This window comes from Pseudomonas fluorescens (genome assembly GCF_001307155.1).
GTDB lineage: Bacteria > Pseudomonadota > Gammaproteobacteria > Pseudomonadales > Pseudomonadaceae > Aquipseudomonas > Aquipseudomonas helvetica.
In genome coordinates, this window is sequence record NZ_CP012830.1 from 3,222,501 (window position 1) to 3,242,648 (window position 20,148).

Sequence of the window (20,148 nt, forward strand, 5' to 3'; positions counted from 1 at the left end):
CATACACCGAAGCTACGGGTATCACTTAGGTGATGCGGTAGAGGAGCGTTCTGTAAGCCTGTGAAGGTGAGTTGAGAAGCTTGCTGGAGGTATCAGAAGTGCGAATGCTGACATGAGTAACGACAATGGGTGTGAAAAACACCCACGCCGAAAGACCAAGGTTTCCTGCGCAACGTTAATCGACGCAGGGTTAGTCGGTCCCTAAGGCGAGGCTGAAAAGCGTAGTCGATGGAAAACAGGTTAATATTCCTGTACTTCTGGTTATTGCGATGGAGGGACGGAGAAGGCTAGGCCAGCTTGGCGTTGGTTGTCCAAGTTTAAGGTGGTAGGCTGGAATCTTAGGTAAATCCGGGATTCTAAGGCCGAGAGCTGATGACGAGTGTTCTTTTAGAACACGAAGTGGTTGATGCCATGCTTCCAAGAAAAGCTTCTAAGCTTCAGGTAACCAGGAACCGTACCCCAAACCGACACAGGTGGTTGGGTAGAGAATACCAAGGCGCTTGAGAGAACTCGGGTGAAGGAACTAGGCAAAATGGCACCGTAACTTCGGGAGAAGGTGCGCCGGTGAGGGTGAAGGACTTGCTCCGTAAGCCCATGCCGGTCGAAGATACCAGGCCGCTGCGACTGTTTATTAAAAACACAGCACTCTGCAAACACGAAAGTGGACGTATAGGGTGTGACGCCTGCCCGGTGCCGGAAGGTTAATTGATGGGGTTAGCTAACGCGAAGCTCTTGATCGAAGCCCCGGTAAACGGCGGCCGTAACTATAACGGTCCTAAGGTAGCGAAATTCCTTGTCGGGTAAGTTCCGACCTGCACGAATGGCGTAACGATGGCGGCGCTGTCTCCACCCGAGACTCAGTGAAATTGAAATCGCTGTGAAGATGCAGTGTATCCGCGGCTAGACGGAAAGACCCCGTGAACCTTTACTATAGCTTTGCACTGGACTTTGAATTTGCTTGTGTAGGATAGGTGGGAGGCTTTGAAGCGTGGACGCCAGTTCGCGTGGAGCCAACCTTGAAATACCACCCTGGCAACTTTGAGGTTCTAACTCAGGTCCGTTATCCGGATCGAGGACAGTGTATGGTGGGTAGTTTGACTGGGGCGGTCTCCTCCTAAAGAGTAACGGAGGAGTACGAAGGTGCGCTCAGACCGGTCGGAAATCGGTCGTAGAGTATAAAGGCAAAAGCGCGCTTGACTGCGAGACAGACACGTCGAGCAGGTACGAAAGTAGGTCTTAGTGATCCGGTGGTTCTGTATGGAAGGGCCATCGCTCAACGGATAAAAGGTACTCCGGGGATAACAGGCTGATACCGCCCAAGAGTTCATATCGACGGCGGTGTTTGGCACCTCGATGTCGGCTCATCACATCCTGGGGCTGAAGCCGGTCCCAAGGGTATGGCTGTTCGCCATTTAAAGTGGTACGCGAGCTGGGTTTAGAACGTCGTGAGACAGTTCGGTCCCTATCTGCCGTGGACGTTTGAGATTTGAGAGGGGCTGCTCCTAGTACGAGAGGACCGGAGTGGACGAACCTCTGGTGTTCCGGTTGTCACGCCAGTGGCATTGCCGGGTAGCTATGTTCGGAATAGATAACCGCTGAAAGCATCTAAGCGGGAAACTAGCCTCAAGATGAGATCTCACTGGGACCTTGAGTCCCCTGAAGGGCCGTCGAAGACTACGACGTTGATAGGTTGGGTGTGTAAGCGCTGTGAGGCGTTGAGCTAACCAATACTAATTGCCCGTGAGGCTTGACCATATAACACCCAAGCAATTTGCGAACTCGAAAGAGGCCAGATTGCGGTGTGTGAAGACGAAACGAACCGAAAGTTCGAGCTGCTCACAAACACCGAGATCTATCACATACCCAATTTGCTGAAGCGAGACCAACAGGTCACGACTCAGTACCCGAATTTCTTGACGACCATAGAGCATTGGAACCACCTGATCCCATCCCGAACTCAGCAGTGAAACGATGCATCGCCGATGGTAGTGTGGGGTTTCCCCATGTGAGAGTAGGTCATCGTCAAGATTAAATTCCGAAACCCCAATTGCGAAAGCAGTTGGGGTTTTGTTTTGCCTGCGAGAAAGTTGATTCCGGAATCCAGACAAATTTGCACAGTTATTTCTCGGCCAGAACACTAGAATAGGCCGGTCATTTTCAGAGCCCGAGCCCTTTATGCCAGATTCGGTTGACGCCCCAGGGCTGTCAGATTTACCGCTGGACGACTTGGTGGCGTGTCATGAGTGCGATTTACTGATGCGCAAGCCGCAACTCGCTCATGGCGAGAAAGCCCTATGTCCACGCTGTGGTTATGAGCTCTATGCCCACCGGCACAATGTCGTGGAACGTAGCCTCGCCTTAGTGATCGCCGCGCTGCTGTTGTATGTTCCGGCGAATTTTTTACCCATCATGCAACTCCATCTACTCGGGCAGTCGTCGCACGACACTGTCTGGAGTGGCGTCGTTGGCCTATTCGATACCGGGATGCAAGGCGTAGCGGTAGTGGTGTTTCTGTGCAGCATGGGAATCCCGTTGCTCAAGTTGCTCTGTCAGTTGTTGGTACTGCTGAGCGTTCGTTTTGATATAGGGCGCAGCTACGGCTTGCTGCTCTATCGCATCTATCACCATCTACGCGACTGGGGAATGCTCGAGGTCTATTTGATGGGCGTGCTGGTGGCCATCGTCAAACTGGCAGACCTTGCGTCGATAACGGTTGGCGTGGGTCTGGCGTGCTTTATCAGTTTGCTATTGGTACAGGTATTACTTGAGGTAGTGATGTCGCCTCATCAGATCTGGCAAGCGTTGTCAGGAGAGGATGCTCATGCGGGCAATTGATGCAGGCATTCTGATTTGTATCGAATGCCATGAGCTTAACAAGCAGGAACCGGACACCGACGAGCAGACATGTACTCGCTGTGGAGCACTGGTCCATGCGCGTCGCCCCAATAGTTTGATGCGCACCTGGGCGTTGCTGATTACCGCGGCGATTCTCTATATACCCGCTAATGTGTTGCCGATCATGACCGTCAGTACATTAGGACAGGGTGAAGGCGATACCATCATGTCCGGCGTGATCACCCTGGTTCAGCACGGAATGTTTCCGATTGCTGCTGTGGTGTTTGTCGCCAGTATTCTGGTACCGACCTTCAAATTGGTGGGCATCGCATTGCTGTTGTTTTCTGTACAGCGGCGTCAGCCTTTATCCGCACGGCAACGTATCGTGATGTATCGGTTTATCGAGTTCATTGGTCGATGGTCAATGCTGGATATTTTCGTGATCGCCATTCTGGTGGCGGTGGTGAACTTTGGTCGACTTGCCAGTATCGAGGCGAATCTCGGTGCGGTGGCCTTCGCCAGTGTGGTGATTTTAACAATGCTTGCTGCAGTAACTTTCGATCCCCGACTGATTTGGGATAACACGGAGTCGGACGACGACCATGACTGATTTGCCTAAAGCTAAAACTCGACCGGCCTCGAACTGGTCGGCCATTTGGGTTCTGCCCCTGATCGCCTTGATGATTGGCGGATGGCTGGGCTGGCGTGCCTACAATGAGACCGGCATCGAGGTTCAGGTTCGCTTCGAAAGTGGCGAAGGCATTCAGGTCAACAAGACCGAAGTTGTCTACAAAGGCATGCCGGTCGGCAAGGTAAAAAGCCTGGCGCTGGATGACGAGGGAAAAACCCGCGGGGTTATCGCTACCATCGAAATGAACAAGGACGTCGAACAGTACCTGAAGACCAGCACGCGCTTCTGGCTGGTTAAGCCGAGCGTCACCCTGGCCGGGATTACTGGCCTGGAAACGTTGGTTTCAGGTAACTACGTGGCGATCAGCCCGGGTGAGGGTGAGCCAAGCCGCAAGTTCACCGCCTTGACCAAAGAGCCACCGCTGTCTGACTCCAAGCCAGGCTTGCACTTGACCATCAAGGCTGATCGTCTGGGTTCCCTGAACCGTGGCAGTCCGGTGTTCTATAAGCAGATCCAGGTTGGCCAGGTGAAAAGCTACCTGCTGTCCGAAGACCAGAGCACCGTCGAGATCAAAGTCTTTATCGAGCCCACCTACGCCAACCTGGTGCGCAAACATACGCGCTTCTGGAATGCCAGCGGGATCAGCATTGACGCCAACCTGTCAGGGGTGAAAGTGCGCAGCGAGTCGCTGGCCAGTATCGTTGCGGGCGGTATCGCCTTCGCCACGCCGGACAACCGCAAAGACAGCCCGCCCACCGATCCAAGCTTGCCGTTTCGTCTCTATGAAGACTTCGACGCCGCTCAGGCCGGTATTCGTGTCAAAGTGAAACTCAGCGACTTCGAAGGCCTGCAGGCCGGCCGCACACCCGTGATGTACAAAGGTATCCAGGTCGGTAACCTGAAAGCGCTCAAGATCGACCCGGACTTGTCCAGTGCCACGGCCGAGCTGACCCTTGATCCACTGGCCGAGGATTACCTGGTGACCGGGACTCAGTTCTGGGTGGTCAAACCTTCAATCTCGCTGGCCGGGATCACCGGGTTGGAGGCGTTGGTCAAAGGTAACTACATTGCCGTGCGCCCAGGCGACAAGGGCGGCGCGCCGCAACGTGAATTCGAAGCCCGGCCGAAGCCGCCGCCGCTGGATCTGCGGTCTCCAGGTCTGCACCTGGTGCTGTTCACCGAAAATCTCGGTTCGCTGGAAGTCGGCAGCCCGATTCTCTACAAGCAGGTCAAGGTCGGGTCGGTGCAGAGCTATCAGTTCTCTCGTACCAAAAAGCAGTTGGTCATCGGTGTACACATCGAGAAGGAGTACGAAGGACTGGTCAACGCCTCGACGCGATTCTGGAACGCCAGCGGAATTACCCTGACCGGTGGCCTCACCGGCGGGATTCAGGTCAAAAGTGAATCTCTGCAAAGCCTGATGGCCGGCGGTATTGCGTTCGAAACACCGAAAGCTACGGCGCCGTTGCAGAAGCGGATTCCGCGTTTCCGTTTGTTCGCCAACCGTGACGAGGCGAGCCAGAAAGGCGCTGTAGTCACGATCAAAGTCGATCGTGCCGACGGTTTGCGTACCGGCACGCCGATTCGCTTCAAAGGTCTGGATGTCGGTAAGGTAGAAAGCGTCGACCTCAGTGATGATCTGCAGTCGGTGCTGCTTACCGCACGGATCACCGAAGTGCCGGAGCGCATTGCTCGAGTCGGCAGCCAGTTCTGGGTGGTCAAGCCGGAATTGGGCCTGATCAAAACGTCCAACCTGGAAACCCTGGTCTCCGGGCAATACATCGAGGTTCAGCCCGCCGCGAAAAACCTTGGTCCACAGAAAAATTTCGTGGCACTGGCCAATCCTCCAGAGTCTGTCAAGGAAGAGGCCGGTCTGAGTCTGGTGTTGAGCGCCGCTCGCCGTGGTTCGCTGAAAACCGGCGTGCCGGTGACTTATCGTGAAATCACCGTCGGCAAAGTCACCGGCTATGAACTGGGTCAAACGGCGGATCGCGTGTTGGTCCACATCCTGATCGAGCCGAAGTACGCGCCGTTGGTACGCAGCGGAACACGTTTCTGGAACACCAGCGGCTTTGGCCTGGACTTCGGGCTGTTCAAAGGCGCAACGGTGCGGACCGAGTCGCTGGAGACGCTGATCCAGGGCGGCATTGCGTTCGCTACTCCGGAAGGAGATCGCATGGGCAGTCCGGCACGGCCCGAGCAGACCTTTCCGCTTTTCGACAAGTTCGAAGATGAATGGCTGAGCTGGGCGCCGAAGATTTCCCTCGGTAAATAACTCGCAACGGCAACCATAAAAAAGGCCGCGATCCATTGGATCGCGGCCTTTTTCGTTACGACGCCGGTAAAAGGATCAGACCTCGTCCAGTTCCGGTTCAGTCGACTCAACGTTGACCGTCGCCTTCACCTCGTCATGCCGGCGAATGTACTTCCAGTCTGCCTCGTCGATGTAGATACCCTGCGGCCCGCTGCCACCTTCCAGGTCGATGGCAACACTGGCGCAGACCTGCGGCTTCACACTGGCGAGGATCGGTACGAAGCCCAGCTGCAAGCTGGTTTCCAGCAAGGCGGCCTGGTTTTTCTCGTCGATGTCCGCGGCCTCGTCGAGGTAGTACGGCAAACGTACACGCCCGGCCTGGTCGCGATCCATCAAGTGCAGCAACAAGTACATGTTGGTCAGCGCCTTGATGGTCATGGTGGTGCCGTTGGACGCCGCGCCATCGATGTCGGTGTGAATCACCGGCTGGCCGTTGACCTTGGTGATTTCGAATGCCAGTTCGAACAGGTCCTTCAGGCCCAACTGGTTGTGGTTCGCAGCCACCAACCGTGCCAGGTATTCCTTGGCTTCTTCGTTCTTGTTGTCCTGATCGGCGCTTTGACTCAGGTCGAACACCGACAGGGTTTCGCCTTCCTCATACTGACCTGCGCTGTGGATGATCTGGTCGATGTGCTTGAGGGCTTCCTTGTTCGGCGCCAGCACGATGCGGAAGCTTTGCAGGTTGGAGACCTGACGTTTGTTGATCTCGCGGTTGAACAGCGCCAGTTGGTGTTCAAGGCTGTCGTAGTCGCTGCGAATGTTGCGCAGGGTCCGGGCGATGTCGGTTACCGCTGCACGACGCGCCTTGCCGAGGGTCAGGGCTTCGTCGGTGCGGTGCGCGTAAGCGTTGATCAGCAATTGCAGGCGACGCTCGACATCGTCTTCGCTGTCGAACTTGGCCACGCCCTTGAGGCGAACCTGCGCGTAAAGCGCTTCAATCTGCCCGTCGACACGCAGCAGGCCTTGCCAGCTGTCCTGATAGTCATTGAGCAGCGGCAGCAGGTTGTCCATGGAATCGTCGATCGGGTCCATGAACGGCGTACCGAACGGCAAGTCTGCCGGCAACAGCTGACGGCGGCGCAGGGCGTCGTCGAGAGTGCGTTGCTTGGCTTCCATGTCGCCGATCTGCCGGCCGACCAGTTGCAGCTTGGCCGACAGTTGCTGGACGCGTTCGGTGAAGGCATCGCTGGAACGCTTCAACTCGTCCTGCGCAGCTTCCATTTGAGCCAGTTGCTCCAGCTTGTCGCCTTCCTCGGCGCTCAGGGTTTGCGAGCGGCGGAAGTCTTCCAGGGCTTTTTGCGCATCCAGCACTTGTTGGTACAGCGCTTCGGTCTGGGTCTTGCTGGCCGCGCGGTCCGCCACGACGGCCGCTTGGGTTTTCAGTTGCTTGAGTTCTTTGTCCAGGCGGTCTTTCTGATCACGCAGCGCGGCACGGTCGGCCAGGGCTTGCAGGGCCGGCGGCTCGATGTGCGACAGGTCGATGGACAGGCCCGGCACTTCGAAGCGCTCGCCCTTGAAGCCATCAAGGATCAGCTCCATGGATTTGACCCACTGGCCGTCTTCGTTCAGGGCAATGCCATGTTCGCCCAAGGGCAAGCTGAACAGCGCACTGTTGAACAGACGCATCAGGCGTTCGACGTCCTGTTGCGAGAACTCTTCGCGCAAGCGGGCGTAGCTATTGTTGTCGGCGTGATCGAGTTGCTGCTTGACCGACTTCAGGCGTTTTTCCAGATCCCGCAGACGCTCTTCGAGGTCTTCGGCACTGAATTGACGGGACTGTGCCAGCGCACCGGCCAATTCATCGTGTGCGTCCTTGGCGGCGAGCAGTTGCTGTTCAAGCACCTTGACGTCATCGACCAGGGCGAAGCGATGCTTGAGCACCGACAACTCGCCCAGCCAGCGCTGGATGCCAGTGATTTCGCGCTCCAGGCGCATCAGTTCCTGAGTACCGCCGCGCTGATCGTTTTGCAGCGCGTCCTGTTCGTTGCGGTAGTGTTCGGCCTGAATCGTCAGCTCTTCCTTGCGTGCGCTGGCGTAGTCCGACCAGGTGCCGAGCAACGAGTCGAGCAACGGCGAGATGCGGTGCAACTTGCCGCGCAGGATGTTGCGCTGGGTCACGCCGGCAGCAAGCGCTTCGACCAACGGGCCGGCGGTGACCAGCGAGTTGTAATCCTGCTCCATGCGGCGCACGTCGCGGAAGGCTTCTTCGCAGGCGGCAATGTAATCGACACTGCCGGAACGCAGGCTGTGTTCAAAGGCATCGAGGAACAGTTGCTTGAGCTTGGCCGCAGTGATTTCGCGCATGTGCAGCAGGTTGATGAACAGTGCGCGGAAAGTTTTCAGGCTCTGCTCGCTGGTGGAGCGCAGCGGGATCAGCGTCAGGTCCAACGGGACCGAGGTGTGGCCACCGACCAGCAAGCGGCGCAATTCATCCGGCTTGAGTTCGTAGGCTTTCAGGCCTTCGCGCTCAAGGTTGGTGAACAGCTCTTTCTGGCGCAGGCAGGTATCGTTTTTCTGGTAATGGGCCAGGTCCAGTTTGCCCGCGTAGGCGAAAAACTGGTGACCGAACCCACCGCCCGGGCCACGTCCGACCACGCCAATCACGTGGGGACCGTGGGGCAGGGCGACTTCGACCAGGATGTAACTGGTGTCGGTGGCGAAATAGAAACGCCGCGATTGTTCCAGGCTGTACTTGCCGAAGCTCATGTCCGACATGCGCGCCAGGATCGGGAACTGCAAGGCGTTGATCGAGGCGGATTTACCGAGGTTGTTCGCGCCGTAGACCGACAGCGGCTCTTCCAGCGGGAACAAGCCGAGGCTGTAACCGGCGGTGTTCAAAAGGGCAAAGCGGCGGATGCCGTAGCGTTCCTTGCTCATGCGTCGAGCTCCTGTTCTTCGGCAATGGCACGCGCGAGCGCGTCTTCTTCGCTGTCTTCGGCGCTCTCTACCTCAAATTCTCTGAGATCCAGCGGATCATCGGTTTTCAGCAGTTTTTCGTCGCTGTCGTCATCGATCAGCACTGGCACCGGCAATGGCAGCACGCTGTGCAAGCTGGCGGCCAGGTCGCGGTCTTGCTGGACCGACAGGCAAACGTCGAGGAAACGGTGCATCGGCGGCAGGAAACGGTAGATGCCGTTCTCTTCGCTGGCGAACCCGAGCTGGGTCATGCGGCGCATGATCTTTTCTTCGAGTTCTTCGACGGTCTGCACTTCGGCCTGAATGAACAGGTCGCGGTATTTTTCCAGCAACGACGGCAGTTCATCGCGACCGAGGCTGCCGCCATCGAGGACGGCAATCGGATCGCGGCCCTGGTCAGCCAGATGCTCGACGAGGATGAAGGTGAACAGTGCCAAGCGCTGGGCGGTCTTGTTCACCGCTGCAGCGGCGAGGTCCGGCACAAAGTAGTAGAAACCACGGGTGTCGCAGACCAGTTCAAACCCCAGGGCCTTGAACAGCGTGCGGTACTGGTCCTGAAAGTTCGACAGCTGCGCGTAGAGTTCAGGATCGCGACGGCTGACGTGGTAGCCCTTGAACAGCTCGCGAAAGATCGGCGCCAGCTGAGACAGTTCGGATAGATCAAGATGCATTAGATGTGCTCGCAGAATTCTCGGGCGCGTCATCGCGGGCCGAGAGCAGGGCGAAGGAGCGCAGGCTGACCTGGTGCTCGTGAGTGTGGTAATCGCGGCGTTCCAGGCGCTCGCGCTTGAAGCGTTTTTCCCGTGATAGACGGGAGAACCAGTACAGCAACTCGTCGGTCGCGCCGTCCGGTTCCTGTTCCAGCAGCCAGGTCATCAAATCCGGCATCGGCAGCGCGTCTTCGCAGCGTTCGAGCATTTCCCGAACGGTGCGCGGTGCCCGCGGGGCTTCGCCTTTTTGGGTTTTGTGGGCCTTGGGGAAACGTGCCGGTTTTGGCTCGAAACGCGCCAGTGCATAAACGTAGGCTTCGACCTGACTGGCGCTGCCGAGGAAGGTACTTTGCGGGCGGGTGAACATCGGCATCGCCGCTTGCGGCACTGCGTCGATGCCCTTGCGGCGGATCATCGACAGTGCCAGCGCCGCGCCACGGGTTACGGCGTTGTGCCGACGGGCCTCTTCACGCAGCGGCAGCAACAGCTCGCGAGCATGACGCAAGGTCAGTTGGGCGCTGGTCTGCATTTCGAGGATGCGCGCGTGGGTGCGCAGCAACATGTCGTCGTCGACCAGATGGCCGAGGCGCTGTTGTTCGCTGAGCATGCGCAGCAGCACGTTTTCAACCTTGCGCACGCCTTGCTCGAAGGCGCCGTCGGCGTTGACCAACTGAATCATCGGCTCGACGTATTCGTCCCACGTCGCCAGCACTTCGGCATAACGCTGACGCAGCGGAATCTGCCGGTCGCTGGTCTTGGCCCGCTCGGCAACGGCCACCAGGGCTTGTTCGTCGTTGGCGAGTTTTTTCAGGACATCGCGCACGCGCATGTCGAGCAAACGCAGCTGGCGTGCCAGATCATTGCCGTCGCGGATGTCGAAAGCGTCCTGAATGTAACCGGCCAGCCGCTCCAGATGGCGCAGGTAGGCTTCGATTTCCAGGCACAGGCCCAGACGGTGCTCACGGCGCAGGTAGGCGAGGAAGTCGTGAATCTGCGCGTTGAGCTCAAAACGGTTCGGGCTTTTGGCCACCGGAACCAGAATGTCGAGGCGGATCCACACGTCCAGCAGGCTGGTGATGTCCTGTGGCGTGCTGTCCAGTTGCTGGGCGGCCAGCTGTGAGCGCAGTTCGTTGAGGCTCAGGGTGCCTTGGTCGAAGTGCTCGCACAAAGGCTCCAGAAGTGCCCAGTGTTCGGCGAGGGCGCGCAAGACGCGCTTGGGTTCGATCATTGGAATGGCCGGCTGGTTGGCGATTAAAAGCAGCGATTGTACTGCATCACGTGCGATGGGAATCACTCTCGAGGCATCGACGGGACGGACAGCCGCTTTTCTATCGATCAACTGCGGGCGATCTTGAGCGAAGGGCGGTAGAATCCCTGCACTATCCGTTATCCACAAGTGGCCGACCTTTGCTTATCGAGTCCCGTCGCCGCGCCTATTTGACCGCCATGCAGGTGGTCAACTGGCTGCCGCGCACCGAATTGCCCTTTGCCGCACCGTCGCGGCCCGAGCTGCTGGAAGCGCCGGAGCCGTTGGTCGAGACGCCGATTGCGCCGACGCAGGTCGCGAAAGCGGCCGTAGAGCCTGTGGCCAAGCCGGCCGAACGGGTCAAGGTCGAAGTGCCGCGCCCGACGCCTTCTGTTGCGCGCCCAGCGAGCAAGCCGGTCGAGGACGCCGAAGACGCACCGGTCGTGGCCAAGGCGCCGCAAGTGCCGCCGCCGCGTTTTGCCCTGCAATTGTTGCGGGCCGGCCGTTGCCTGCTGCTGGTGGAGTTACCCACAGGCGGTGCGTTCCAGACTCGCGATCCAGCCTACTTGCTGCTCAAGGACATGCTGCGCGCCGCCGGTCTGCCGGACAGCCCGCAAATTGTCGGCGAACCGGTCCGCTGGCCGCTGCTGGTACGCGGAACGATGGATCAGGGCCCGGAAGCTGCCCGCGATTTCGTTCAAGGGTTCCTTTCGGCTCGCCTGGAAGACGCGCCTTGTGTGTGCCTGTGGTTGATCGGCCTGCCGGCGGTGCGTTTTGCCGGTGAGGCAAATACTGAAGCCTACAACCGCGAACTTCAGGTTGAAGGCCTGGGGTCGGTCTGGGCGCTGCCCGGCCTGGAATTATTAATGGAAGAGCCACAGCGTAAGGCTGATGCCTGGCAAGCCATGCGTCGGCTGATGGCGCGTTGGAAAGAATCGAATGAGTGACGCTGTATCGTTCCGCCCGATGACTGAAGCGGATTTGGACGCTGTACTGAAAATTGAATACGCGGCGTTCAGCCATCCCTGGACCCGTGGGATTTTTCTTGATGGTCTGGGCAAATACCAGATCTGGCTGATGTTCGAAGGTCAGCAACAGGTTGGCCACGGTGTGGTGCAGATCATCCTCGATGAGGCGCATCTGCTGAACATCACGGTCAAACCGGAAAATCAGGGGCGCGGGCTGGGTTTGAGGCTGCTTGAGCACTTGATGTCCCGTGCGTATGAAGCCAAAGCCCGGGAATGTTTCCTGGAAGTGCGCGACAGCAATCAGGCGGCATTCCGTCTGTATGAGCGTTATGGTTTCAATGAAGTCGGTCGCCGTCGTGATTACTACCCGGCGGTCGGTGGGCGTGAAGATGCGGTGGTGATGGCCTGCACGTTGGTCGACTGACGCACATCCAATGTGGCGAGGGAGCTTGCTCCCGCCGGCCGGTCCGCACTCGGGCTAAGCAGTCTTAAAATCGGCTAACGCGCTCTTTCTGATAAATCGCGGTTGCTGATTTCAGGGCCGATTCTCGACCCAACGGGAGCAAGCTCCCTCGCCACAGGATTACCGATTGCCATCAACCGGATCGCGCTCTGCCAGTTCCGCCTCATCCAGCCCGTTGCCGCCGCCGATTTCGTCCTCATCGACAATGCTCAAGTCCCAATCGGCGCTGAAGTCTTCTCCGGCCTCATGAGCGTCACGGGCGCCATCTTCGCGAATCAGGTTTTCCGGGCTCATGTCGTCGTCAATGGGTTCGTCGTCAGCCGCGGTCCCGCCCGTGCCTTTTTCACGTACGCGTTCGCTGGGCATTTGTTGCTCACGCTCGTGCTCGCGGGTCAGGCCACCGATAGTCTCGCCGGGTTCTTCTTCATCGAAATCCAGCTCGCGCATCGAACCCATGCGGTCTTCGTTGTCGTCGATAGGCTCGGGTTGGACCGCGCCGTAAGGACGTCGTGAATCAGTCATGGAAATTCCTCATAATGTGGGGCCTTATAGGGTGGACAGGCGTTACCCTTAAAGATTCCAAGGCATTTCTGTTCGGCTACTGCAACATCCGCGTGACCCCGACGGGCGGTTGTCTGTCAAAGCAGTGCATCATTCTTGAGGCTTCAGAGCATGAACGAATTACAAGATCTGATTGATAACAACGCGCGTTGGGCCGATGCGATCAAGCAGGAAGATCCTGACTTCTTCGCCAAGCTGGCCCGCCAACAGACGCCGGAATACCTGTGGATCGGTTGCTCCGACGCGCGCGTACCGGCCAACGAAATCGTCGGCATGTTGCCTGGTGACTTGTTCGTACACCGTAACGTTGCCAACGTGGTGCTGCACACCGACCTTAACTGCCTGTCAGTGATTCAGTACGCGGTGGATGTGCTGAAGGTCAAACACATCCTGGTCACCGGCCATTACGGTTGCGGCGGCGTGCGCGCCTCGATGCAGGACCGCCAGTTGGGCCTGATCGACGGCTGGCTGCGCTCGATTCGCGATCTTTATTACGAACACCGCGAAGAGCTTGGCCAATTGCCGACTGAAGAAGAGCGGGTCGACCGTCTCTGCGAACTCAACGTGATCCAGCAAGTGGCCAATGTCGGTCATACCAGTATTGTGCAAAATGCCTGGCACCGTGGGCAGAGCCTGTCGGTCCATGGTTGCATCTACGGGATCAAGGACGGTCGCTGGAAGAGCCTGAACGCGACCATCAGCGGTTTCGAGCAACTGCCGCCGCAATACCGTTTGCGTCCGGTCGGTGCCTTGTAAACGGCGCTGAGCCTCCGTTTATCAGGGGCTATGTCGATGCCAGTGTTGCAAGAACTTCTGGCCTTCGGCGTTTGGCGGATCATCGTAGCCGGTGATCCAGCCACGGCAATCGGGCGAGCCGCACTGACAGGCAAACTGACGTGTCAGCTTCTCTTCAGTGCTGGCGTAGTCCATGCACAGCACTGTGCCAGGTGCGATGTCCTTCAGAGCCCATAAACACAGTTCGCTCATGTCGAGAAAGACGTTAGGGTCGCAGGAGTGCAGCAGTAGTCCGGAAAAAAACGGGTCGTAGACGTGGATACCCGGCGCCAGTTGCAGGGTATGCAAACGGCGGATATGCATCAGCAGTCCCGATACCCGACAGATACGACTGATGCGCAGGTAATCGCGCTGTGCCGTGATTGCCGCGCCGCGCCCATCGTCAGTCTGGATAACTGTGAAGTGAGCTCTGGAGGGGTAGCCCTGGCGGGCACTGAGTTCTTTGTTCGGGTAAATGCAACTGCTTGACAGCGTAGCTGCCTTATCCCTGGCCTGAGGCTTCATAACGATCCTTGTTCATTGGGCGCTGCGACCACAGGAAGCTGGCGATCCTGCCAGCCCTGCAGCACATGGGTACGCCTAAAGAGTCTCGCAAATGAAACAGAGGGTCTACTGTCAGATCTGACAGGCGATAGAGGCTGCCTGCTGCGTCAGCGAATACTTACGCAGCAAGCGTGTCCGCAGGATTACAGGTGCGATGTAGCCAGTGCGGGTGCAGGTACCTTCAACTGGTCCAGTTGGGGTTTGATGTCCGGGGCCGAACACTTGGTTGCGGCTTGCTCGGGCGTCAGATTGCGGATCGAGGTGTAGAACAGCTCGCAGGTTTTCTCTTTCTGGGCCACTTGCCAGGTTTGCGTGCAGGTGTTGAGTTGTGCACTCGGGTCACTGCCGGGTTTGCTGCCCATACCCGCTTGCCAGCAAGCCGCACTCAAGTCTTGCCCCATCACCTTCAAACCCACGGCATCGGCCTTGGCCTGATCGTCGTCATAATTCGCCGGGTCGGCCGCATACCAAATGTAACTTGGGTGGTTAGAACCCAGCACCGGCACCTTCACGCCCGGGGTCGGGATGATTTGTGCCAGACCCAACACGGCCACGGTCTGCCCATACTGCTCCTTGACCCAGTTGCGCACCGGTGCACCAAACGCGACCATCGGCAAGGTCACGCCGCTGCTGGTCTGGCTGAATTGCTTGACCAGAGTGGTCTGGTAGTCCTTGAAGTAGCCGTAGACGCCTTCAAGGTCCTTGCCAGCGGTGGAAGGGGCGGCAATCGGCGCGATGTCGATGATGGTCTGGTAGGCCGGTGTTTGTCTGGCGGCGATACCGTTGGCAGTCAGTAGCGTGGCCCAGCGGTCGGTGGTCTTCGATTCCAGGTAGTCCTGGGCCTGGGTCAGCGAATAGTCCGGTGGGAAATGCAGCAGCTCGACGCTTTTGCGGTTTTCCAGCGCCATGCCCAAGGGCAGGAACAGGTACCAGTTGTATGCCCACTTGCCGTCGGCGTTCAGTTTGTTGGCGCCGGCGTGGGCCAGATCACCGGCATCGAGCAATGCAGTCAACGGTTTCGCGTAGTCCTTTGGCACGCCGCTGATGTTTGCGTAGAGTTGATTGTTATCGGTTTTTACCTGGACCTTTGCCGTGGCGTAGCCATCTCGCTGAACGCTTTGGGTCAGGTAGTGTTCGACCGTTTGCTCCAGCGTCCAGTCGCGATAGCAAATCACGTTGCAGTTGTTGGGGTAGGCGAACAGCTGCGTTACCCGTTCGGTACTGCCCAGTTTCAGGTCGGTATCGGCGTGGGCGGTAGCGCCCAAGGTAAGGGCGGCGAGGGTGAGGCTCAATCCTGCGAGTTTGAACATGCTCAGATCCTTTTCAGCGTGGGTCCCCGGAAGCGAGGGCGGTTACATACTGAAACCACTTGCGTTGATAGGTCTAGTACCCACGCGAAAAGATCGCAAGACTGAAAATCAATCAGCCGGGAAAATGCAACGCATTGCTCAAATCGCCCATCGGCTTCTGGCCTCGGGCAATCATTGCGGTATCGCGCTGCTTGATCCCGTCGAGCGTCTCAAGCTGGAACACCCGGGTGATTAACCGCAGGATCGACGCGGTGTCGTACACCGTGTGATCCACCGTACCTTTACGGGCGAATGGCGACACCACCAGCGCTGGCACCCGCGTGCCTGGGCCCCAGCGATCACCTTGCGGTGGCGCGACGTGGTCCCACCAGCCGCCGTTTTCGTCGACCGTGACTACGACCACCATGTTTTTCCACTGCGGGCTTTCGCGCAGCACCTTCAGGGCACGGACGATATGCCGGTCGCCGGACGCCACGTCTGCATAACCGGCGTGCATGTTCAGGTTGCCCTGGGGTTTGTAGAAACTCACCGCCGGCAACTTCCCGGCTTCGGCATCGGCAAAAAAACGGTTGGTGCTCGACTCGTCACCCAGACCGCCATCGCGCAGGTGTTTACTGCGTTCTGCCGGGTTCTCCGGACCCAACTGCTTGAAGTAGTTGAACGGCTGATGGTGATACTGGAAGTTGGGGATCTTCGGAATGCCCCCCGAGTCCTTGAACTGGTCCAGCGTCGCCTGCCAGGCGCCGGCGTACCAGGCCCAGTCGATGTTCTTCTTCGACAGCTTGTCGCCGATGTGTTCGTGGGTTTGCGGCACCAGCACACTGGGTAGATCGGCTTTGGCGTATTCCGGGCGTTCCGGATCGCGGATCCAGGTCGGCCAATAAGGCGGGGCCATGGTGTTGACCGCATAACCATCCGGGGTCAGGGCGCTGGGGCCGAACTGCGGTGGACCGTTCATGGCGCTGGCCGGGGATTTCTCCAGTGGCTTGAGGCGCGTGTCGAGCGGGTCATCGCTTTGCAGTGAAGCGATTTGCGCCTTGGCCACCGAGTTGACGGCATCCGGGTAAAACGGCACGGCGGCACTGATCAGGTACTGATGGTTGAGAAACGAGCCACCGAAAGCACCCTGGAAGAAGTTGTCGCACAGCACAAACTCCCGAGCCACATCCCATAGACGCAGGGAATAACGGCTTTGGGCGTAATGTCCCATGGTCAAGCCGCCCGAGTCGGCCCAGGCGACAAAACGGTCGTTCTTGCCGCCGTTGATCTGCATCTGGTTCTGATAGAACACATGCCACAGATCCCGCGTCACCAGGCCAAACGGCAAGTCTTCGCCATTCGGGCCCTTGAGGGCGTAGGGGGCATTGGGCAAGTGTTCCTGGAATTGGGTTTCGTTCGAATACGTCACACCATCAAGGGTTTGCGGGCCGATCTGCAACACGCCACCCCAGGCCGGCGGCAAGGTTTCCAGCAGACTGCCATCCCGGTCGCGCTGTTGATAATCCTCAGGCTTGAGCGCTGACAACGGTTTTTCAAGGCCAGGGAAGTCGCTGAACAGGTTATTGAAACTGCGGTTCTCGGCGAAGATCACCACCACGTTTTTCACCTGGTCGTGCAACGCCTTGTCCAGCTCGGCAGGCGACAGTGGCCGCTCTTCCGGCTTACCCGGCGTGTCGCCAGTGTTGCCGCACGCACTCAGCGTTGCGCCGACGCCGAGGACTGCAACGCCCCCCAGAAAGCGCCGACGGCTGGTGTCGGTGGGGCTGTCGTCTGCTGGAGGAGGTGCATCGTTGCCGGTTTTGTCGTCGTTCATCCTGAATCCTGTTTTGCGGAAAAGTGTTGCCGTATATTTCGGCTGGACGCTAGCAGCGAGATATGACGGCGAGGTGACAAGAGGGTTTCAGACCCCCTTTTACTAAGGCAATACCGGCGCCACATACGCAAGCGTCGTCCCCAGCGCCCACAACAGAAACAGCACCAGCGGCGTGTGCACCAGCAGTTGCACGAACGAAAACCCGATCAGGTCCCGCGCTTTCAAACCGAGCACGCCGAGCAGCGGCAGCATGTAAAACGGGTTGATCAGGTTGGGCAGGGCTTCGGCGGCGTTGTAGATCTGTACGGCCCAGCCCAGGTGGTATTTGAGGTCGTTGGCGACTTGCATCACGTACGGCGCTTCGATAATCCATTTACCGCCGCCGGACGGAATGAAGAAACCGAGGATCGCCGAGTACACGCCCATCAGCAGGGCATAGGTGTCGTGGGAAGCAATGCTGACGAAGAAGGTCGAGATATGGTGCGCCAGGGTCTGGCCGTCGGTGCCTTTGACCACGGTCATCAGCGCGGCGATGGAACCGTACAGCGGGAACTGGATCATCACACCCGTGGTGGTCGGCACCGCACGGGCCACCGCATCCAGGAAGCTGCGCGGGCGCCAGTGCAGCAGGGCGCCAAGCATCAGGAACAGGAAGTTGTAGGTGTTCAGGCCCGAGATCGCGCTGATCGCAGGTTTGGTCGAAAACTCGTGAAACAACCATCCGGCCGCCAGCAGTACCAGCAAAATGGTCAATATCGGACTGTACTCCAGCCATTCACCAGGGCGAGTGCGTGGCTGTGGTGCCGGTAGGCTGAAGCTCGGGTCGATGCCGCAGGCCTTGGCGTCACGGGCGGAGTTCGGGCCGGGGGCGGTGGCATAGGCGATGATCAGCGAGACCACGATCAGCGCCAGCAAGAGCACACCGGACTGCCAGAGGAAAATCGTTTGGGTGAATGGAATCATCCCGGTGATCGACAGGATCGACGGCGGCAAACTGGCCGGGTTGGCCTGCAACTGCGCTGCCGACGAAGACAGCCCCAGCGCCCAGACTGCGCCGAGCCCCAGGTAAGCGGCGGCACCGGCGGCACGGTAATCCATACGCAGATCGGTACGGCGCGCCAGTGCACGCACCAGCAAACCGCCAAACACCAGCGACAGTCCCCAGTTGAGCAATGACGCGACCATGGAAATCAGGGCGACCCAGGCCACGGCCGAGCGACCGTTTTTCGGGATGCGCGCCAGGCGGTCGATCAGTTTTACCGCCGGTGGCGAGCTGGCGACCACATAGCCGCCGATCACCACGAAGGCCATTTGCATGGTGAACGGGATCAGGCTCCAGAAGCCGTCACCGAAGGCCATCGCGGCATCGGTGGGCTTGGCGCCCATGATCATGGTGGCCACGGCAACGATAATGACCGCGAGCGCGGCAAACACCCAGGAGTCGGGAAACCAGCGTTCGGCAAAGTTCGAGCAGTGCAGGGCAAAGCGGGCGGAGCGGCTATCTTCGATTGCGGCGGCCACGGGAGTACCTCTATTTTTATGTTTATTGTGGTGCGAGCCGGGCCGCGCAGGCCCTTGCGCTCAGACATAAACAGTAAATCAATCAAGATGTTTTTGCGGTGCTGTTTTGCACACTTGGGACTATGGTCTAACGGGTTGTTCGAACGCGTTTTTGCGTAGACCATGGGCGCCGTGTGTTTTTTGCCCATTTCAGAGCATTTTTTATGACTGCCATCCTTGATGCACGACCGGCACCGTTCTCCCGGTCTGACTACAAGATCCTGGGCCTGGCGGCGCTCGGCGGGGCGCTGGAAATCTACGACTTCATCATCTTCGTATTTTTCGCCCTGACCCTCAGCCAACTGTTCTTTCCTCCGGAAATGCCCGAGTGGCTGCGTTTGCTGCAAAGTTTCGGGATTTTTGTCACCGGTTACCTGGCGCGGCCGCTGGGCGGGATTCTGATGGCGCACTTCGCAGATCGGCTGGGGCGCAAGAAGGTCTTCAGTCTGAGCATCCTGATGATGGCGCTGCCGTGCCTGCTGATCGGGATCATGCCGACCTACGCCCAGATCGGTTATTTCGCACCGTTGCTGTTGTTGCTCCTGCGAGTGCTACAAGGCGCGGCGGTGGGCGGTGAAGTGCCAAGCGCCTGGGTGTTCGTGGCCGAGCACGCACCGGCCGCGCACCGGGGTTATGCCTTGGGCTTCCTGCAGGCCGGGCTGACCTTTGGTTACTTGATCGGTGCATTGACGGCGACCTTGCTGGCGCGGGTCTACACCCCGACGGAGATCCTCGATTACGCCTGGCGTTACCCGTTTCTGTTAGGTGGCGTGTTCGGGGTGATTGGGGTCTGGTTGCGTCGTTGGCTGAATGAAACCCCGGTGTTCATGGCCATGCAGGCGAGTCGCGAACGGCATGTCGAGCTGCCGCTGCGCACAGTGTTGCGTGAGCATCGGTTGGCAATGCTGCCGGCGGTGATCCTCACCTGCGTGCTGACCTCGGCGGTGGTGACCTTCGTCGTTATCACCCCGACCATGATGCAGAAAACCTTTGGCATGACCGCCAGTCATACTTTCGCCCTGAGCAGTCTGGGCATCGTGTTTCTGAACGTCGGCTGCGTGATCGCCGGGTTGATCGTCGACCGTATCGGTGCCTGGCGCACAGTGATGCTCTATAGCCTGCTGCTACCGTTGGGGATTGGCGTGCTCTACGCCAGCCTGATTGGCGGAGCACACTGGATTGGCCTGGCCTATGCCATTGCCGGTCTGGGCTGCGGGGTGGTCGGTGCGGTGCCGTCGGTGATGGTCAACCTGTTCCCGGCGCGGATTCGTGTCTCGGGTATTTCCTTTACCTACAACATTGCCTACGCCATTTGGGCCAGTATCACGCCGTTGCTGCTGATTGGCCTGATGCCGTGGAGCCCATGGATCTGTGTGATGTTCTGCGCGGTGATGGGGGCGGTCGGGATTGGCGCTGCGCTCTACTTCGGTTCGCGCCTGCCGCGGGTCGATCATGCGGCTGGCGTGGCCTGCAGTCCCTGAGG

Annotated in this window: 15 protein-coding genes and 2 rRNA genes (1 of these 17 cut by a window edge); 9 read left to right on the forward strand and 8 right to left on the reverse strand. The window is 58.6% G+C overall.

Annotation, left to right across the window (positions count from 1 at the left end):
• The 5 genes from AO353_RS14540 to AO353_RS14560 form a co-directional block, all read left to right on the forward strand.
• Positions 1-1,755, forward strand: a 23S ribosomal RNA gene (locus tag AO353_RS14540); it begins 1,136 nt to the left of the window's first position.
• Between the two features lie 157 nt (positions 1,756-1,912).
• Positions 1,913-2,028, forward strand: a 5S ribosomal RNA gene (gene rrf, locus AO353_RS14545).
• A 147-nt stretch (positions 2,029-2,175) separates the two neighbouring features.
• A complete protein-coding gene (locus AO353_RS14550; RefSeq protein WP_054595580.1) occupies positions 2,176-2,835 on the forward strand; it encodes a paraquat-inducible protein A in 660 nt (219 codons plus the stop codon).
• Positions 2,822-3,445, forward strand: coding sequence for a paraquat-inducible protein A (locus AO353_RS14555; RefSeq protein ID WP_019693707.1), 624 nt, complete (start codon positions 2,822-2,824; stop codon positions 3,443-3,445). The genes AO353_RS14550 and AO353_RS14555 overlap by 14 nt, the downstream gene beginning before the upstream one ends.
• On the forward strand, positions 3,438-5,741 hold the full coding sequence (locus AO353_RS14560; RefSeq protein ID WP_054595581.1) for a PqiB family protein: 2,304 nt from the start codon (positions 3,438-3,440) through the stop codon (positions 5,739-5,741). Before AO353_RS14555 ends, AO353_RS14560 begins: the two co-directional genes overlap by 8 nt.
• A gap of 75 nt (positions 5,742-5,816) precedes the next feature.
• Here the strand turns inward: AO353_RS14560 and mksF are convergent, their stop codons facing one another.
• From mksF to mksB, 3 genes are read right to left on the reverse strand one after another with little or no spacing between them, the layout of a single operon-like run.
• Positions 5,817-8,657 carry an Mks condensin complex protein MksF gene (gene mksF, locus AO353_RS14565; RefSeq protein ID WP_054595582.1) on the reverse strand — a complete coding sequence of 947 codons (2,841 nt, stop codon included), beginning with the start codon at positions 8,655-8,657 and terminating at the stop codon, positions 5,817-5,819.
• A complete protein-coding gene (gene mksE / locus AO353_RS14570) occupies positions 8,654-9,367 on the reverse strand; it encodes an Mks condensin complex protein MksE (RefSeq protein ID WP_054595583.1) in 714 nt (237 codons plus the stop codon). The genes mksF and mksE overlap by 4 nt, the downstream gene beginning before the upstream one ends.
• Complete coding sequence (mksB, locus tag AO353_RS14575) at positions 9,357-10,634, reverse strand: Mks condensin complex protein MksB (protein WP_054598235.1); 1,278 nt, start codon at positions 10,632-10,634, stop codon at positions 9,357-9,359. Before mksB ends, mksE begins: the two co-directional genes overlap by 11 nt.
• 218 nt (positions 10,635-10,852) lie before the next feature.
• Here mksB and AO353_RS14580 point away from each other — a divergent pair, with 218 nt between their 5' ends.
• Both AO353_RS14580 and rimI read left to right on the forward strand, forming a co-directional pair.
• Positions 10,853-11,599: an SPOR domain-containing protein gene (locus AO353_RS14580; RefSeq protein ID WP_054595584.1), complete on the forward strand. Its 747-nt coding sequence runs from the start codon at positions 10,853-10,855 to the stop codon at positions 11,597-11,599.
• Positions 11,592-12,044, forward strand: a complete 453-nt coding sequence (gene rimI / locus AO353_RS14585; protein ID WP_054595585.1) for a ribosomal protein S18-alanine N-acetyltransferase — start codon at positions 11,592-11,594, stop codon at positions 12,042-12,044. Before AO353_RS14580 ends, rimI begins: the two co-directional genes overlap by 8 nt.
• Positions 12,045-12,203: 159 nt before the next feature.
• Here rimI and AO353_RS14590 read toward each other — a convergent pair whose 3' ends face one another.
• Positions 12,204-12,605: a hypothetical protein gene (locus AO353_RS14590; protein WP_054595586.1), complete on the reverse strand. Its 402-nt coding sequence runs from the start codon at positions 12,603-12,605 to the stop codon at positions 12,204-12,206.
• A 150-nt stretch (positions 12,606-12,755) separates the two neighbouring features.
• Between AO353_RS14590 and can the strand changes: the two genes are divergently transcribed.
• A complete protein-coding gene (can, locus tag AO353_RS14595; RefSeq protein WP_054595587.1) occupies positions 12,756-13,400 on the forward strand; it encodes a carbonate dehydratase in 645 nt (214 codons plus the stop codon).
• Positions 13,401-13,421: 21 nt separating this feature from the next.
• Here can and AO353_RS14600 read toward each other — a convergent pair whose 3' ends face one another.
• From AO353_RS14600 to AO353_RS14615, 4 genes are all read right to left on the reverse strand, one after another.
• A complete protein-coding gene (locus AO353_RS14600; protein ID WP_054595588.1) occupies positions 13,422-13,943 on the reverse strand; it encodes an SET domain-containing protein in 522 nt (173 codons plus the stop codon).
• Between the two features lie 182 nt (positions 13,944-14,125).
• The gene (locus AO353_RS14605) at positions 14,126-15,292 is read right to left on the reverse strand and encodes a hypothetical protein (protein WP_054595589.1); all 1,167 of its coding nucleotides are present in this window, start codon (positions 15,290-15,292) and stop codon (positions 14,126-14,128) included.
• A 112-nt stretch (positions 15,293-15,404) separates the two neighbouring features.
• Positions 15,405-17,105, reverse strand: a complete 1,701-nt coding sequence (locus AO353_RS14610) for an acid phosphatase (protein WP_054595590.1) — start codon at positions 17,103-17,105, stop codon at positions 15,405-15,407.
• A gap of 102 nt (positions 17,106-17,207) precedes the next feature.
• Positions 17,208-18,626 carry a short-chain fatty acid transporter gene (locus AO353_RS14615; RefSeq protein ID WP_054595591.1) on the reverse strand — a complete coding sequence of 473 codons (1,419 nt, stop codon included), beginning with the start codon at positions 18,624-18,626 and terminating at the stop codon, positions 17,208-17,210.
• Positions 18,627-18,829: 203 nt separating this feature from the next.
• Here AO353_RS14615 and AO353_RS14620 point away from each other — a divergent pair, with 203 nt between their 5' ends.
• Positions 18,830-20,146: an MFS transporter gene (locus tag AO353_RS14620; protein ID WP_054595592.1), complete on the forward strand. Its 1,317-nt coding sequence runs from the start codon at positions 18,830-18,832 to the stop codon at positions 20,144-20,146.
• Positions 20,147-20,148: the final 2 nt, after the last annotated feature.

Excerpts from the sequence above, each read along its gene's own strand:
- AO353_RS14550 (WP_054595580.1), top strand. The coding sequence starts at position 2,176 with ATGCCAGATTCGGTTGACGCCCCAGGGCTGTCAGATTTACCGCTGGAC.
- AO353_RS14555 (WP_019693707.1), top strand. The coding sequence starts at position 2,822 with ATGCGGGCAATTGATGCAGGCATTCTGATTTGTATCGAATGCCATGAG.
- AO353_RS14560 (WP_054595581.1), top strand. The coding sequence starts at position 3,438 with ATGACTGATTTGCCTAAAGCTAAAACTCGACCGGCCTCGAACTGGTCG.
- mksF (WP_054595582.1), bottom strand. The coding sequence starts at position 8,657 with ATGAGCAAGGAACGCTACGGCATCCGCCGCTTTGCCCTTTTGAACACC.
- mksE (WP_054595583.1), bottom strand. The coding sequence starts at position 9,367 with ATGCATCTTGATCTATCCGAACTGTCTCAGCTGGCGCCGATCTTTCGC.
- mksB (WP_054598235.1), bottom strand. The coding sequence starts at position 10,634 with ATGATCGAACCCAAGCGCGTCTTGCGCGCCCTCGCCGAACACTGGGCA.
- AO353_RS14580 (WP_054595584.1), top strand. The coding sequence starts at position 10,853 with ATGCAGGTGGTCAACTGGCTGCCGCGCACCGAATTGCCCTTTGCCGCA.
- rimI (WP_054595585.1), top strand. The coding sequence starts at position 11,592 with ATGAGTGACGCTGTATCGTTCCGCCCGATGACTGAAGCGGATTTGGAC.
- AO353_RS14590 (WP_054595586.1), bottom strand. The coding sequence starts at position 12,605 with ATGACTGATTCACGACGTCCTTACGGCGCGGTCCAACCCGAGCCTATC.
- can (WP_054595587.1), top strand. The coding sequence starts at position 12,756 with ATGAACGAATTACAAGATCTGATTGATAACAACGCGCGTTGGGCCGAT.
- AO353_RS14600 (WP_054595588.1), bottom strand. The coding sequence starts at position 13,943 with ATGAAGCCTCAGGCCAGGGATAAGGCAGCTACGCTGTCAAGCAGTTGC.
- AO353_RS14605 (WP_054595589.1), bottom strand. The coding sequence starts at position 15,292 with ATGTTCAAACTCGCAGGATTGAGCCTCACCCTCGCCGCCCTTACCTTG.
- AO353_RS14610 (WP_054595590.1), bottom strand. The coding sequence starts at position 17,105 with ATGAACGACGACAAAACCGGCAACGATGCACCTCCTCCAGCAGACGAC.
- AO353_RS14620 (WP_054595592.1), top strand. The coding sequence starts at position 18,830 with ATGACTGCCATCCTTGATGCACGACCGGCACCGTTCTCCCGGTCTGAC.